The sequence below is a fragment of the Streptomyces sp. NPDC090994 genome (genome assembly GCF_044768905.1).
Lineage (GTDB): Bacteria > Actinomycetota > Actinomycetes > Streptomycetales > Streptomycetaceae > Streptomyces.
In genome coordinates, this window is record NZ_JBIVWS010000022.1 from 18,339 (window position 1) to 33,316 (window position 14,978).

General features: G+C 73.5%; 12 protein-coding genes. 7 read left to right on the plus strand and 5 right to left on the minus strand.

The annotated features are described in order from the left end of the window. Positions 1–89: 89 nt before the first annotated feature. Together ACIQR3_RS31250 and ACIQR3_RS31255 are read left to right on the plus strand one after the other, a co-directional pair. The gene (locus ACIQR3_RS31250) at positions 90–3,020 is read left to right on the plus strand and encodes a DEAD/DEAH box helicase (RefSeq protein ID WP_403543990.1); all 2,931 of its coding nucleotides are present in this window, start codon (positions 90–92) and stop codon (positions 3,018–3,020) included. Next, positions 3,017–5,503: an SWIM zinc finger family protein gene (locus tag ACIQR3_RS31255; protein WP_403543991.1), complete on the plus strand. Its 2,487-nt coding sequence runs from the start codon at positions 3,017–3,019 to the stop codon at positions 5,501–5,503. The genes ACIQR3_RS31250 and ACIQR3_RS31255 overlap by 4 nt, the downstream gene beginning before the upstream one ends. Positions 5,504–5,657: 154 nt before the next feature. On the opposite strand, the gene ACIQR3_RS31260 is transcribed toward ACIQR3_RS31255, so the two are convergent. The 4 genes from ACIQR3_RS31260 to ACIQR3_RS31275 form a co-directional block, all read right to left on the minus strand. Next, entirely contained in the window at positions 5,658–6,281 is a 624-nt protein-coding gene (locus tag ACIQR3_RS31260) for a cation transporter (RefSeq protein WP_403544092.1), read from the minus strand. 165 nt (positions 6,282–6,446) lie between these two features. Then, the gene (locus ACIQR3_RS31265) at positions 6,447–6,782 is read right to left on the minus strand and encodes an ArsR/SmtB family transcription factor (RefSeq protein ID WP_403543992.1); all 336 of its coding nucleotides are present in this window, start codon (positions 6,780–6,782) and stop codon (positions 6,447–6,449) included. Between the two features lie 91 nt (positions 6,783–6,873). Next, positions 6,874–8,094, minus strand: coding sequence for an FAD-dependent monooxygenase (locus ACIQR3_RS31270; protein ID WP_403543993.1), 1,221 nt, complete (start codon positions 8,092–8,094; stop codon positions 6,874–6,876). 65 nt (positions 8,095–8,159) lie between these two features. After that, positions 8,160–9,557 (minus strand): MFS transporter, encoded by a 1,398-nt coding sequence (locus ACIQR3_RS31275; RefSeq protein WP_403543994.1) that lies wholly within the window; start codon positions 9,555–9,557, stop codon positions 8,160–8,162. A 122-nt stretch (positions 9,558–9,679) separates the two neighbouring features. Between ACIQR3_RS31275 and ACIQR3_RS31280 the strand changes: the two genes are divergently transcribed. From ACIQR3_RS31280 to ACIQR3_RS31290, 3 genes are all read left to right on the plus strand, one after another. Then, positions 9,680–10,312 carry a TetR/AcrR family transcriptional regulator gene (locus tag ACIQR3_RS31280; protein WP_403543995.1) on the plus strand — a complete coding sequence of 211 codons (633 nt, stop codon included), beginning with the start codon at positions 9,680–9,682 and terminating at the stop codon, positions 10,310–10,312. 230 nt (positions 10,313–10,542) lie between these two features. Beyond that, a complete protein-coding gene (locus ACIQR3_RS31285) occupies positions 10,543–11,070 on the plus strand; it encodes a hypothetical protein (protein ID WP_403543996.1) in 528 nt (175 codons plus the stop codon). After that, complete coding sequence (locus ACIQR3_RS31290) at positions 11,067–12,260, plus strand: MAB_1171c family putative transporter (protein ID WP_403543997.1); 1,194 nt, start codon at positions 11,067–11,069, stop codon at positions 12,258–12,260. Before ACIQR3_RS31285 ends, ACIQR3_RS31290 begins: the two co-directional genes overlap by 4 nt. 6 nt (positions 12,261–12,266) lie before the next feature. Here ACIQR3_RS31290 and ACIQR3_RS31295 read toward each other — a convergent pair whose 3' ends face one another. Then, positions 12,267–12,743: a hypothetical protein gene (locus tag ACIQR3_RS31295; RefSeq protein WP_403543998.1), complete on the minus strand. Its 477-nt coding sequence runs from the start codon at positions 12,741–12,743 to the stop codon at positions 12,267–12,269. Positions 12,744–12,973: 230 nt separating this feature from the next. On the opposite strand from ACIQR3_RS31295, the gene ACIQR3_RS31300 reads away from it, so the two are divergent. Then, on the plus strand, positions 12,974–14,203 hold the full coding sequence (locus ACIQR3_RS31300; RefSeq protein ID WP_403543999.1) for a sedoheptulose 7-phosphate cyclase: 1,230 nt from the start codon (positions 12,974–12,976) through the stop codon (positions 14,201–14,203). Further along, a complete protein-coding gene (locus ACIQR3_RS31305; RefSeq protein WP_403544000.1) occupies positions 14,200–14,967 on the plus strand; it encodes an SDR family NAD(P)-dependent oxidoreductase in 768 nt (255 codons plus the stop codon). The genes ACIQR3_RS31300 and ACIQR3_RS31305 overlap by 4 nt, the downstream gene beginning before the upstream one ends. Positions 14,968–14,978: the final 11 nt, after the last annotated feature.

A 14,978-nucleotide genomic window follows, 5' to 3' on the forward strand; every position in this document is an offset into this window, starting at 1 on the left:
CCGGCAGGCGTCCGGAGCCGATTGTCAGACCCCGCCCGTAGAGTCGTAGACAGTCGATCCGGCGAACGGGAGGGGAGGTGACAGGACGTATGACGGACACGTACACGGCGGACACGTACACGGAAGGCACGCACGCGGCGGACACGTACGGCGCGGACACGCACGCCGCGGGCCCGGGACCCGGTGCCGGTGTCGTACGGCTGGCCGCCGTCTTCCTGCCCGCCCCGCTGCCGCGCGAGGGGCGCTTCGCCTTCTGGGACCCGGACCCGGCCGACGACACCCCGCCCACCGAGCCCCCCGGGGCCGCCCCGCTCACCGTCGTCCGCCGCCACGGCACCCGCGTGCGCCGCAGGACCGTCCCCGCGGTGACCCTCCCCGTCGAGGAGGCCCTGCCCCTGCTGGTGCGCGCCCGGCACGACCCGGCCGCCCACCCCGCCACCGCCTGCTGGGGCGCCGCCGCCCTGCACGCCCTGCGGCTCGCCGCGCGGGGCCGGCTGCTGCCCGGCCTGACCGCCGACGGCCACGACGCCTGGCGGGCCGGCCCCCTGGACCCGGACGACATCGCCCACCTGCGGGCGATCGCCGCCGCCCTGCCCCCTGAGGGGCACGCGGTCCCGCTGGACGGCCCGGGCCCGCTGCGGCTGCCCGAGCCGCGCGCGCTGATCCGCTCGTTCCTGGACGCGGTCACCGACACGCTGCCCCGCACCCCGGCCGCGCCGTACGCCCTGGGCCTGCCGTTCGCCGCCCGCCCCGCCCAGCGGCTGCCCGGCGCGCGGGACTGGGCCGCCGAGGTCGCCGCCGGCATGGACGCGGGTGTGCGGATCTCGCTCCGCCTGGACCTGTCGCCGTTCGACCTGTTCGACGCCTCGGGGCAGGGCGACGGCGGGGGCACGGGCGACGCCGACAGCGGGCGCGGGCGCGCGGCGGGTGCCGCGGTGGTCCAGGTGCACAGCCTCGCCGACCCCACCCTGGTGGCCGACACCGCGGATCTCTGGTCGGGCGCGGCGGACCCCGCGTTCGGCCCGCGCGCCCGGGTCGACGCGGCCCTCGCGGTGCGGCGCGCCGCCCGGATCTGGCCGCCGCTGGACCGGCTCACCGAGCAGGACGTGCCCGACGTACTGGCCCTGTCCGAGGAGGAGCTGACCGACCTGCTCGGCATCGCGGCCACCCGGCTGGCCACCGCCGGCGTCGCCGTGCACTGGCCCCGTGACCTGGCCCAGGACCTCACCGCGACGGCCGTGGTCCGTCCGGCGCCCGGTTCGGCGACCGACGGCACCGGCTTCTTCGAGAGCGGCGACCTGCTCCGGTTCAGCTGGCAGCTGGCGCTCGGCGGCGACCCGCTCACCGAGGCCGAGATGGACCGGCTCGCCGAGGCGCACCGCCCGGTGGTCCGCCTCCGCGACCGCTGGGTGCTGGTCGACCCGGCCCTGGTCCACCGCGCCCGCAGACGCGACCTGGGCCTCCTCGACCCCGTCGACGCGCTGTCCGTGGCCCTCACCGGCACCGCGGAGGTCGACGGGGAGACGGTGGAGGCGGTGCCGGTCGGCACCCTGGCGGCCCTGCGCGACCGGCTCACCGCCGGCCTCGCCCCCGCCGAGCCGCCGCCGGGACTCGCCGCCACCCTCCGCGACTACCAGCTCAAGGGGCTGGCCTGGCTGGACCTGATGACCTCGCTCGGCCTCGGCGGCTGCCTCGCCGACGACATGGGCCTCGGCAAGACGGTCACCCTCATCGCCCTGCACCTCAAGCGGGCCCGCACCGAGCCCACCCTCGTCGTCTGCCCCGCCTCCCTGCTCGGCAACTGGCAGCGGGAGATCACCCGGTTCGCCCCCGGCGTCCCCGTCCGCCGCTTCCACGGCCCCGACCGCACCCTGGACGGCCTGGACGGCGGCTTCGTCCTCACCACCTACGGCACCATGCGCTCGGCGGCGGCCACCCTGGCCGCACTGCCGTGGGGCATGGTCGTCGCCGACGAGGCACAGCACGTCAAGAACCCGTACTCGGCGACGGCGAAGGCCCTGCGCACCATCCCGGCCCCCGCCCGCGTCGCCCTCACCGGCACCCCGGTCGAGAACAACCTCTCCGAGCTGTGGGCCCTCCTCGACTGGACGACCCCCGGGCTCCTCGGCCCCCTGAAGTCCTTCCGCGCCCGGCACGCCCGCGCGGTGGAGACCGGCGAGGACGAGGAGGCGGTGGCCCGGCTGGCCCGCCTGGTCCGCCCGTTCCTCCTGCGCCGCCGCAAGTCCGACCCCGGCATCGTCCCGGAGCTGCCGCCGAAGACCGAGACGGACCACCCGGTGCCGCTCTCCCGGGAGCAGGCGGCCCTGTACGAGGCGGTGGTGCGCGAGTCGATGGCCGTCATCGAGGCGGCGGAGGGCATCGCCCGCCGGGGGCTGGTGCTGAAGCTGCTGGGCGCGCTGAAGCAGATCTGCGACCACCCCGCGCTGTACCTCAAGGAGGACCACCGGCAGCAGGGCGACGGCGCCGCCGCCCGCTCCGGCAAGCTGGCCCTGCTCGACGAACTGCTGGACACGGTGCTCGCGGAGGACGGCTCGGTCCTGGTCTTCACCCAGTACGTCGGCATGGCCCGCCTCCTCACCTCCCACCTGACCGCCCGCGCGGTCCCCGTCGACCTGCTGCACGGCGGCACACCGGTGCCGGAGCGCGAGCGGATGGTCGACCGCTTCCAGGCCGGCGCCACCCCGGTCCTGGTCCTGTCCCTCAAGGCGGCGGGCACCGGCCTCAACCTCACCCGGGCCGGTCACGTCGTCCACTTCGACCGCTGGTGGAACCCGGCCGTCGAGGAACAGGCCACCGACCGTGCCTACCGCATCGGCCAGACCCAGCCGGTCCAGGTCCACCGCCTGGTCACCGAGGGCACGGTCGAGGACCGCATCGCGGAGATGCTCACCGCCAAGCGGGCACTGGCCGACGCGATCCTCGGCTCCGGTGAGTCGGCCCTCACCGAACTGACCGACCGCGAGCTGTCCGACCTGGTGTCCCTGCGGAGGTCGTCATGACGCCCCGGCCCGCCGACGAGGCCCGCCGCGCCCTGCGCGCGGCACGGGAACGGACGGCGGAACCCGCGCGGGAACGACAGGCCCCGACGGCACCGACGCCGCCGCCCGCGGAGCCGATGCCGACGCCGGCGTCGACCGACCCGGCCGAGGAGCCGTCCGCCGACGGCCCCCGCCCCGCCGACGCCGCCCGCGCGGCGCTGCGCCGTGCGGTGTCCGCCGCGGGGCGCACCGCCCCCACGCCGTCCGCCACCGACGACCCCATGGCGCCGGGTGGGCACGGGGAACCGCGAGTCCGCCACGGGGACGCGTCGGCCGACATCGCCGGACCGGCCGCCCCCGTCGGGGACGGGACGGTCACGTCGGCCGACCGCGGAGGAGACGAGGACATGCCGTCCGCCGACTCCGACTCCGGCTCCGGCTCCGGTCCTGGCTTGAACTCCGGCTCCCATTCCGGCTCCGGTCCCGGCTCCCATTCCGGCTCCGGTCCCGGCTCGGACTCCGGCTCCCACTCCCACTCCGGCTCCCACTCCCACTCCGGCTCCGGTCCCGGCTCCGGCCGCGGCCCCGGCTCCGACGCGGACGGCAGCGTGGGGGCGGTCCCCGCGGCCCGGGGCGCGCACGCGGCACCGCCCACCCCGGCCGACTCCTCCGTCGCCGTCACCGCCGTCACTGCCGCCGTCACCGCCGGTGGTGACGCCACGCGGGCCCGTCCCGGGGACGGCGCGCGAGAGGCGCTGCGGGCCGCCCGCCAGGAGGCACGCCGGTCCCAGGTGCCCGCGCCAGCGCGCGCGTCCGCTGCCGCACGCCGCCCGGCCCGCCCCGAGACCGTCGCCGAAACCCGCGCCCGCACCGTACGGGCCGCGCTGGCGAACGCCTTCCGTCCGCCCGTCGGCGACCTCGACGACGTGGGTGGCTCGGGCGACCCGGGAGACGTGAGCGACCTGGGGCGCACGGCCGGCTCCAGCGCCTCGGGTCACTCGGCTGACTCCGGCGCCCCCAGCCCCAGCACCGCCAGCACCGCCAGCGCCCCCAGCCCCAGCACCGCCAGCGCCCACAGCACCCCCAGCGCCTTGGGCGACCACGGCGTCTCCGGTGACCCTGACCCCGCTCCCCTCCACCACACGCCCCCCGACAGGGGCCGGCCGGCGTCGGCCGCCGAACCGACGTCCACGTCCACGTCCCCACGCACCCCCCGTTCCATGGCCGCCCCGGGCCGGGACGGGGAGCTGCGGCGTACCTTCCCCGCCTTCCCGCCGGGACCGTCGACCGGGCAGGGGTTCGCCGCGAGCTGGTGGGGCAACGCGTGGGTCACCGCGTTGGAGGAGGGCGCGCTGGACGCCGGACGGCTGGCGCGGGGACGCGGGTACGCCGAGCGGGGGCACGTCGACGCCATCACCGTCACGCCCGGACTCGTCCTCGCCTACGTCCAGGGCAGCCGCCCCCGCCCGTACCGTGTGCGGGTACGGCTGCGCACGCTGGACGACGCGGACTGGGAACGGTTCCTCGACGCCGCCGCCGAGCGGCCCGGACACATCGCCGCTCTGCTCGACAAGGAGCTGCCCCACTCCCTGGCCGACTGCGGCGTCCCCCTGCTGCCCGGCCCCGGGGACCTCGCCCCGCAGTGCAACTGCCCCGACTCCGGCCACCCCTGCAAGCACGCCGCCGCCCTCTGCTACCAGACGGCACGGCTGCTCGACGCCGATCCGTTCGTCCTGCTCCTGCTGCGCGGCCGGGGCGAGCGGGAGCTGCTCGACGCCCTGTCCCGGCTGAGTGCCGCCCGCGCGGCCCGCGCAGCCCAGGGCAGGGAGCCGGAACCCCTGCCAGGGATACGCGCCACCGAGGCCCTCGCCACGCGCGTACGCCCGCCCCTTCCGCCGCCGTTGCCCGCGCCCCCGCACCCGGAACAGCCGCCCGCCTACCCGGCGGCCCCCGGCGGTCCCGACCCCTTCGCCCTGGACCAGCTGGCCACCGACGCCGCCGCCCGCGCCCACGCCCTGCTCACCACGGGGCGGGACCCGGTGGACGGGTTCACGCTCTGGCAGGACGCCGTGCGCCTGGCCGCCGCCCGCCCCGGCTCCGGCCTGACCGCCGCGACCCGCGCCCTCTACTCCTCTCTGGCCCGGGCGACCGGCCGGGACACGGCCGAGCTGGCGCGCGCGGTGGCCGCCTGGCGGCAGGGCGGTCCGGAGGGCCTCGGCGTCCTGGAGGAACCCTGGGACCCGCCGGCCGGACGCTTCGACCGGGCCCGGCCCCTGCTGCTCGCCGCCGACCTGCCCGCCTTCCGCCCGTGGCGCAACCGCCTCACCCACCCCAGGGGCCACGTCCAGCTCCGCCTGGGCCGCACCGGCCTGTGGTACGCCTACGAGTCCGAGCCGGACCGCGACGACTGGTGGCCCCGGGGCACCCCCGACCTGGACCCGGTCGGCGCCCTGACCGGCCTCGGGACACTCGAAGACACGGATCCCGGCATGCCGCACAGGTGAGCGGAAGCACCTGTTGACGCCACCCCAGGCCGTCCCTGTCGGGGAGAGCCGAGCACCAGATCCTGAAGTCCCTGGTGATCGCGGACGGACTGCCGCGCACGGCCTCCGGGAAGCCGCTGAGGTCCCGGGTCCGCGCCCGCGTCGGCGGAACTCCTCAGCCGGGGACGCAACATGAGGACGTGTCCGGCTGCCGCGCGCAGCAGCCCTTGCCCCGCCAGGCGTCGCGGCCTTCCCTGACCGCGACGGCCGCGATGACGAGGGCGGCGACGGGGTCGGCCCAGGACCAGCCGAGGGCGAGGTGGGCGAGCAGGCCGACGAGCAGCACGGCGGACAGGTAGGCGCACAGCAGCGTCTGTTTGGAGTCGGCCACGGCGGAGGCGGAGCCCAGCTCCCGTCCGGCCTTGCGCTGGGCCGCGGACAGGAACGGCATGACGGCCAGCGAGAGCGCGGCCAGAACGACGCCGGGGACCGAGTGACCGGCTTCGCCGGTGCCGGTCAGCGCCCGTACGGAGCCGACGGTGACGTACAGGGCGAGCGCGAAGAAGGACGCCGCGACGACCCGGAGCGTGGTCCTCTCCCGCGCTTCGCGGACGGCGTGGTCGCCGGCGGAGAACTGCCAGGCGACGGCGGCGGCGGAGGACACCTCGATCACGGAGTCCAGGCCGAACCCGATCAGGGCGGTCGAGGAGGCGATCGTGCCCGCGGTGAGGGCGACGACCGCCTCGATCACGTTGTAGGTGATGGTCGCGGCGACCAGCAGCCGTATGCGACGGGTCAGCGTGTCACGGCGAGCGGTCCCGGGACCGGAGTCGGGCCCGGCCCCGGCCCCGGCCCGGGGACCGCAACCGGGACAAGGACTGGCAGCGGCACAGGCACAAAGACCGGGGCCGGCGCCGGGACCGGGACCGGTACCGGCCCCGGTACCGAGGGGCAGCGTGGTCATTCAGCAGCAGCCCTTCTCCTCGGCGTCCGCGCAGGTGCGGTCCGCGGCGACGGCCACGACGGCCGTCCGCAGGTCGTCCAGGGCGTGGCCGAGGCGGTCGTCGGCGAGTTCGTAACGGGTGCGCCGGCCGTCCGGGACCGTGACGACCAGGCCGCAGTCGCGCAGACAGGCCAGGTGGTTCGACAGCCGGGTGCGCGAGATCCCCAAGGCGTCGGCGAGGTCGGAGGGGTAGGCCGGGGCCGTACGCAGGGCGAGCAGGATCCGGCAGCGGTTCGGGTCGGCGAGCGCGCGCCCGAACCGTGCCAGGACCTCGATGTCGGAAGCGAGAGTCAGCACGCCCTGACGGTACACGGAAACCTGAATTCAGGAAAACGTGGATCATCCGGTTCCCCGGCACCGGTGACGTCAGGCGCGCGCACGCGCCGAGTCACCCCAGGGGCGCGAACTCGGGCAGAGTGAGGGCCGAGTGGGCCGGTCGTTCCTCCCGGGACGGCAGGGCGCCGAGGCCGCGCAGCATGGCGTTGCGCCGCTCCAGGGCCTGGGCGGTGGTGGGGAAGAGGGCGGCCTCGCCCGCGGCGACCTGGTCCTGGTTCACGGTCACGAACGCGCGGGTGGTGTCCTCGTAGGCCGCGAGGCCCGCGGCGGCGTCCCGGCCGGCCAGGGAACCGGCGAGCATGTACGCGCCGACGAGCGCGAGGCTGGTGCCCTGTCCGGTGAGGAACGAGGGCGCGTACGCGGCGTCGCCCACCAGCGCGACCCTGCCACGGGACCAGCGGGGCATACGGATCTGGCTGACCACGTCGATGAACAGGTCGTCCGCGTCGCGCATGGCGGCGATCATGCCCGGGACCTCCCACCCCGCGTCGGCGAAGACCGCGGCGACCAGGTCCTGCCGGGCCTGCGGGGTACGGATCGCGTCGGACGGCGGTTGCGGGCGGGCGAAGTTCAGGAAGGCGTGCACCTCGTCGTCGTCCCCCACGGCGTAGAGCGCGGCGGCCCTGCCCGGGGTGTTCCACATCGTGATCTCGCGGGAGAGGCCGAGGGTGTTGCGCATGGTGAACACGGCGAAGCAGTACCCGAGGTAGCGGTGGAACCGCTCCTCGGGGCCGAACACGAGCTCCCGGGTACGGGAGTGCAGCCCGTCCGCGCCGAAGACCATGTCGAACGTACGCCTGCCGCCCCCGCGGAAGGTGACGTCGACCCCGTGGGCGGACTGGTCGAGGGTGTCGACGCAGTCGTCGAACAGGAACTCCACGTCGTCCCGGACCGCCGCGTACAGGGCGCCGGTCAGATCCCCGCGCCGCACCTCGATGTCCCGTCCCGCGACACCGCCGACGACGTCCTGCGGGCTGACCGAGGCGACCGTGCCGCCGTCCCCGTCCAGGAAGGTCATCCGGCGCAGGTCGATGTGGGCGTCCCGCAGCCGTGGCAGCAGCCCCATCCTGCGCACGACCTCCAGCGCGGTGCCGCGCACGTCGATGGGGTAACCCCCGTCGCGCGGCGCGGCGGCCTTCTCCACGACCGTGACCGCGTACCCGTGGCGGTTCAGCCAGAAGGCGAGGGCGCAACCCGCGATGCCGGCTCCCGATATCAGCACCTCGCGCCCGCGTGCGGTACGGATGCCCGTCGACGGGCGCGTGGCGGTCATGTCCTGTCCCTCTCGCGTCATTGCTTCTCTCCTCTGTGCCGTTGCCATGTCGTGACTCCTCCGTGTCATGCCTTGGCTTCCTTGTTCATCGCGCGGACGGCGAGCAGGGACAGCGCCGTGACGACTCCGGCGATGACGAAGCCGGTGACGAAGGCCGATTCGGCCGGGGCGTCCGCTCCCGGGAGGGTCCCGGCGGTGAGGAAGGCGCCGCTGACCTGAGCGCCCGCGGCCATGCCGATCACGCGGATCACCAGGACCAGGCTGGTGGCGGTGCCGGTGTCGCCGTGATCGACGGAGGTGGCGGTCTTGACGACCATCGCCGTGACGCAGACACCGCTGGCCAGGGCGACCAGCGTCTTGCCGACGACGAGGTGCCAGACCTCGGCGTGCACGAACGCCATGCCGACCAGCGTGGCCGTCATGACGCCGATCCCCGCGGCGACCGCGGTACGTGCGCCGAACCGCCGCGCCACGACCCCGGCGAGCGGCCCGCTGACCGCCCCCGCGACGGTGCCGGGCAGCAGGTACCGTCCGATGTCGGTGGAGCCGGCCCCGAAGCCGTACCCGTCGGCGGACGCCGCGAACAGCTGCGGGACGAGGAACATCGACACCGACGTGCCCGCGCAGACGGCGAACGTGATCACGTACGAGCTCCAGATCGCGGGCTTCGCCACCATGCGCAGATCGACCATCGGCGCGGGCGACCGGCGTTCGACGGCGGTCCATCCGGTCACGAGCAGGGCCAGGAGCAGGACGAGGGCGCCCAGCAGGAGTGGCCGGCCGCCGAGTTCGGGGGCGGTCGCGAGCCCGAGCATGAGCGTCAGCAGGATGCCGCTCAGGAGGGCCAGGCCGGGCCAGTCGATCCGGGCGTCCGAGCGGCCCGGCGGATCGTCCGGCAGCAGCCGGTGGACGAGCAGGGTCGCCGCGACGATCGCGATCGTCGGTAACGCGAACATCCAGTGCCGGGACAGCCCTTCCGCGACGGGCCCGGCCACCAGCGTGCCCAGCATGCCGCCGCCCACGAACAGCCCGCTGACCACGCCGATGGCCACCTGGGCCGCTCCGGCCGGGAGGTGCTTGCGGACCAGGATGAACGAGAGCGGCATCGCGCCCACCATCGCGCCCTCCAGGACCTGGCCGAGCAGCAGCACCGGCAGGTTGGGGGCCAGCGAGGACACCAGGCCGCCGGCCGCCACCACCGCCATCAGCCGGAGCATGACCCGTTTTCCGCCGTGGCGGTCACCGAGACTGCCCGCGACCGGTGTGACGAGGGCGCCGGTGAGGAGCATCGTGATGCTGAGCAACGCCCCTTGTGCGGGGCTCATCGACAGTTCGCGTTGCAGCAGCGGGAGCGTCGGTGCCACCACCGACTCCAGGGTCCCGGTGGCGGCTGCCAGCAGGCCGAGAGCCCAGACGGCGGGCTTCCCGACGCGAACCGGGGGAGCCAGGGTTGTCGCGGTCATGAACGTCCTTTCCCTCGTCGCCGGCCCGGCGCGGGCCAAGTGGCCGCCGGCGCGGGGCGCGGTGCATCGTCGTTCCACGACTACACTACACCGTGCAGTGTAGAGCGAGTAGGGTTGAGCACATGCCGACCACGAAGACACTGCGCGAGGGGTCCGCGCAGAAGCGGGCCGCGATCCTCTCCGCCGCCCGGGAGTTGTTCCTCGCCAACGGATTCGACCGGTCCAGCGTGGACGCGGTCGCGGCCCGGGCCGAGGTGTCCAAGCGGACGGTCTACGACTACTTCGGCGACAAGCAGACGCTGCTGCACGCGGTCGTCGACTCCGTCGGCCAGTCGCTGATCGGCACGATCCGGCGCATCCTCGACGACACCCTCACCGACCGCACCGAAGCCGCCGGTCTGGAAGACGTCCTGGTCGAGTTCTCGATGCGCATCTCGACCGACATGCTCGGCTCGGCGGAGTACGCCACGCTGCAACGACTGGTCCGCGCGACCCCCGGCCCACTGCCGGACCGGGGCGGGAACCCGATGGCCGACACTCCCGACGAGGCGCTCGCCGAGCGGTTCGCCGCCTTCGCCGGAGCCGGACTGCTCGACGTCCCCGACGCGCGCCTGGCGGCCGACCAGTTCATCGCGCTGACCTTCGGGGTCGCGCTCAACCGGTTCGGTGCCGCCAACGCCGCGGAGGACCCCCGGGTGCGACCGCTCATCGTCGAGGGGGTACGGACCTTCCTCCGGGCGTACCGGGCGGCGTAGGCCGGGTTTCGTGTCGCAGGGGCGGGCTGACCTGCCCCGGTGCCGGGGGCGCTGTCCGGCTGATCACTACCGCTCGTGAACGTTCCGTTACAGCCGAGTGATGTAGATCTCGTTTTGTTGGCGGGTGGCGGGAGGTGTCGTAGATTTTCCGTGATCGGTTTCCGCGGCTTGGCGATGGGGGCGACCCGCGGGGCTGGATTCAGCGCTTGTCGCACGGGGGAGATCAGGTGTTGAGCAAAGGAAATCGGGGTTTTCCGGCATGGGTGCTCAGTGCGTGGAGCGACCGGCTGCGTGACGCTCGACTGCGTGCACACAGCCACCATTTGATGCGCCGGCTCACGCCGCGGCTGCCGTTGAGCGTCGCCGCCCTGTGCGAGGAGATCGGCGAAATGCGCGGCAGGCCGATCAGGCTCATGGAGTGGGATCTGTCGGCCGACGGGCCGTTCGGCGTGCTGATATCCCGTGAACACGAGGATGTCATCGTCTATCAGGCCAAGACGACCAAAGCGCACCAGGCGCACATCATTCTTCACGAGGTCGGACACATCGTCGCGTTCGACCTCGCGGGTGAGCGGCCGTCCGGCACGGTGGAGCGGACCTGCTATTCCGACCGGGACGAGCGCGACGCCGAGATCATCGCGTCGACGATCATGTACCGGGCGATCTCCATGAGCCGGCACATACGGAGTCACGGACTCGACGAGCCCTGGCGTCCCTCGGTCTACAACAGCCTCGTACTCACCGACGGAGCGGTGTGAGCGCGCTCAATCTCATCGCCATCACCACGCTCTTCGGCGGTGCGGTGTGGACGATGCCCGCTCTGATCCGGCGGCGCTTACGTGATCCCATGCGGCTGCACCTCTGTCTGGCCCTGCTGCTCATGGGCGCGGGGAACCTGCTGGCGCAGGCGCCCGTGCTGCGCCTCGTGGACGGCGCCACCTTCGAAGGCTTCTCCAAGGTCGCGTACAACACCGAGGTCCTGATCGGCCTCGCCTGCATGGTCGGCTTCCTGCGCGAACGCCCGGTGCGGCGTCTCATGCCGCCGTGGCCCTGGGAAATAGGCGCCTGTCTCGTCTGCCTGACGGCGATGTTCACCGTGTCGGCGCTTCTTCCGGGTCCATTGCGCGATCACGCGTTGACATCGGCCTACCTCGTCGACTGGCGTGTGCGCACTTTCTACAACTTCGGGAATTTCTATCTGCTGTTCGGATATGCCGCCAGTGCCTATCTGGCCGGGCGGCACGCCCGGCGCGGCGGTCCGCTGCGGCGGACCTCCCTGAGAATCGTCGCCGTCGGGCTGGGCGGACTGGCGCTCACCTGCATTTTCCGATTCCTCTGGGTGAATCTGCCCACCTTGCGGGAGCCCGGCCGGCTCATCGACTACCCCGATGTCTTCTTCTTCGGCCAGGTCGCCGCGATCGTGGTGTGTGCGGGGCTGAGCGTGCCCTTTTTCTTCAGCGTGGTGAAGACGGTGCGGGAGATGCTCGATCACCGCCGCCAGTTCCACGGACTGGAGGAACTGTGGCACCGTCTTGTGGAGGCATATCCCGAACTGGTCCTGGAACAGCGCCGCGGCAGGCGGCACGGCCTTCTGGTGAATTCCTCGTCCGTCTACCGGCGTTATGTGGAGTGCCGGGACGGGCTGACCCGGCTCGGCCCCTACTTGCGGCTCGCGGCCGAGAAGACGGCGAAGCCCGTGTCGCAGGACGACCTGAAGGCGTCCGCGAGCCTGGTCGCGTACGCCCTGCGGCTGCGGCGCGACAGCCCGCCGGACGGCGGTCCGCAGGGAGAGGCGGTCTTCGTCCTCGCGCCGCGCAGCAGGCGCAGTATCGACGGCCACGACTACGAGGAGGACCTGGGCACCCTGATCCGGCTCTCCCGCGAACTGCGCGCTATACGGACCGGTCCGTGCCGGGGCGTGGGCCCGCCGCCGGACGACCGCGCGTGAGCCGCCTCATGCCGTGCCGTCCCCGGGCCCCTCGGAGCCTGTGGCGGCGGGCGGCTTCGCCGAGCTGTCCAGTACGTCCATGATGGACAGCAGTTGCTCGCGCAGCTCGGGGGTCAGCCGGCCGGCCCGCATCGCGATGGACTGCACCTGCCGGTCGGCGAGCGCCTCCGCCCAGCCGTCGTTCGGCTCCGCGGCGTTGGCCGGCGGCGTCTCGTCGATGAGCGCGCTCACCGACACCGGCAGGGTCATGTCCCGGGACTGGAAGTACGTGACGATCGCGGAGAGGACGCTGACCGTCGGATTGGTCTGCGAGCCGTTGCGCAGGGCGGTGAGATAGCTCCGGGAGATCGTCACGTCGTGGCGCGGGTCGTCGGAGATGGCCTTGGCCACCTCCGAGGTGGACGGCTCGCGCAGCCGGCCCACGGCGTCCGGGGTGGCGGCGTCGGCGAACCAGGAGTTGAGGCGTTCCGCCAGCGTAGCCATACGTTGTGACCTCCGTGGGGTGCGGCGACTCGACGGGTCCTCCACCGGGGGAGTGGAGGCGTGGCCTCGCCGGACGGCGTCCTCTTGGGTGCTCGCGTCGCCTGTATATCGACACTTGTGCCGAGTGTAACACGGATGACACGTAGAGCGTCGAGTGGCTAATATAGTCGACACCGCGCCGATAAAGAGTCTATGGTGCTCACGCAATGGCGGCTCACGCTGGAGGAGATATGCGTAGCGGTACGGTCTTCACACAAGGGCTTCGTCAGAGTCTCGGGGGCGACCCGTTCTGGACGGTCGAAGCCGTCCGTCAGGTGCGTTACCACGTCGTCAGCTCCAACGGCCTGTTCGCACCGGGCAACAGCACGCTGCTGACCGGCTGCCCCGACGCCCCGATGTCCCCGGGCGACCGGCGGCTGGTCGTCGTCGACCAGAACGTCGACGCGCTCTACGGCGGCGAGGTGCGCGCCTGGTTCACCGCCAACGGGATCGACGCGACCGTGGTCCCGCTGCGCGCCGACGAGTCGGTGAAGCAGTGGGACGCCGTGTCGCGGGTCGTCGACGCCATGAACGACTTCGGGATCGACCGGCGCCGTGAGCCGGTGCTCGCCGTCGGCGGCGGCGTACTGACCGACATCGTCGGCTTCGCGGCCAGCCTCTACCGGCGCGGCACGCCGTACATCCGCGTCCCCACGACGCTGATCGGCCTCGTCGACGCCGGAGTGGGGGTCAAGACCGGGGTCAACTACGAGCGCGGCAAGAACCGGCTGGGCACCTACGCGCCGGCGACGGCCACCTTCCTGGACCGGTCGTTCCTGCGCAGCCTGTCGCTGCGGCACGTCAGCAACGGCCTCGCCGAGATCCTGAAAATGGCCCTCATCCGCTCCGAGGACCTGTTCGCCCTGCTGGAGTCGCGGGGCGCGGACGTCCGCGCCGACCGCTTCCAGGGGAGCACCGAGGACCTCGCCGGCGCCGCGGACGCCATCATCGCCGAGTCCATCCACCTCATGCTCGAAGAACTCCAGCCCAACCTCTGGGAGTCCGCCCTGGAGCGCTGCGTGGACTACGGCCACACCTTCAGCCCGACGCTGGAGATGCACGCCCTGCCCGAGCTGCTGCACGGCGAGGCCGTGGCCGTCGACATGGCGCTGACCACCGCGCTGGCGACCTTGCGCGGCTTCGTCGCCGAGGACCAGGCCGAGCGGGTCTACCGCGTGATGCGCCGGCTCGGACTGCCCCTGTGGAACGAGGTCCTCGAAGACCCGACGCTGCTCCAGGAGGCCCTGCGGGACACGGTGCGCCACCGCGACGGCCAGCAGCGGCTGCCCCTGCCGATCGGCATCGGACGGCACCGTTTCGTCAACGACGTCACGCCCGCGGAACTGCGCGACGCCACCAGGCTGCTGCGCGAGCACGCCCTCGGGGCCTCCGCGCTCGTGCCCGAGCAGGTCGGCGCGTGAGCCGCCCGGCAGGCGGCCCCGCCAGGGCGGCCGTGGTCGGCGGATCGACCGGGATCGGCCGCGGCATCGCCGACGCCTGGGCCGCCGAGGGCATCGAGACGCACGTCTTCAGCCGCAGCAGGCCGGCCGGCCCCGGCGCCGACCGGCTGGTGTGGCACCGGCTCGACTTCCGGGACCCCGGACAGGCCGAGCGGGCGTTGCGCGCCCACCTGCCGGCCGATGTCTCCCTGGTCTGCTACTCGGCGATCTACTTCACCGCGCGGCGCGAGCCGTTCCTGGAGACCGACGAGACCGACTGGCTGGACCAGTTCGCCATCAACGTGCACGGTCTGGCCCGGACGCTGAAGGCGGCGCTGCCGCTGCTGCGGCCGGCCGCCCCCGGACTGTTCCTGCACATCTCGTCCGAGGTGGTGTACAACGCGGGACCCAACCGGTCCGGGTACGCCGCCACCAAAGCCGCGGCCAGCTCGCTGATCCGGTCCGTCGCGCTGGAGACCGACGCCGACGACGTGACGTTCGTCGAGGCACTGCCGGCCGGCATGGTCGACAGTCCGGGCATCCGGGCCCGCCGGTCACCGGACTTCGACTACAGCGGCTACATGTCCCCGGCGGCGTTCGCCCCCCTGGCCGTCGAACTCGCCCGGACCCGCGGGGTGCCGTACGCGGGCGAGGCCCTCGTCGTGCACGAGGACACCACCTGGACGCCCGTCGCCGCCGGGCTGCCGGTCTCCCAGTCCCGGCCCCTGGACCCCTCCCTCCGATAGTCAGGAACGAA

Coding starts and splice junctions, on each gene's coding strand:
- ACIQR3_RS31270 (WP_403543993.1), bottom strand. CDS start 8,094: ATGACCGCCACGCGCCCGTCGACGGGCATCCGTACCGCACGCGGGCGC.
- ACIQR3_RS31280 (WP_403543995.1), top strand. CDS start 9,680: ATGCCGACCACGAAGACACTGCGCGAGGGGTCCGCGCAGAAGCGGGCC.
- ACIQR3_RS31275 (WP_403543994.1), bottom strand. CDS start 9,557: ATGACCGCGACAACCCTGGCTCCCCCGGTTCGCGTCGGGAAGCCCGCC.
- ACIQR3_RS31295 (WP_403543998.1), bottom strand. CDS start 12,743: ATGGCTACGCTGGCGGAACGCCTCAACTCCTGGTTCGCCGACGCCGCC.
- ACIQR3_RS31255 (WP_403543991.1), top strand. CDS start 3,017: ATGACGCCCCGGCCCGCCGACGAGGCCCGCCGCGCCCTGCGCGCGGCA.
- ACIQR3_RS31300 (WP_403543999.1), top strand. CDS start 12,974: ATGCGTAGCGGTACGGTCTTCACACAAGGGCTTCGTCAGAGTCTCGGG.
- ACIQR3_RS31250 (WP_403543990.1), top strand. CDS start 90: ATGACGGACACGTACACGGCGGACACGTACACGGAAGGCACGCACGCG.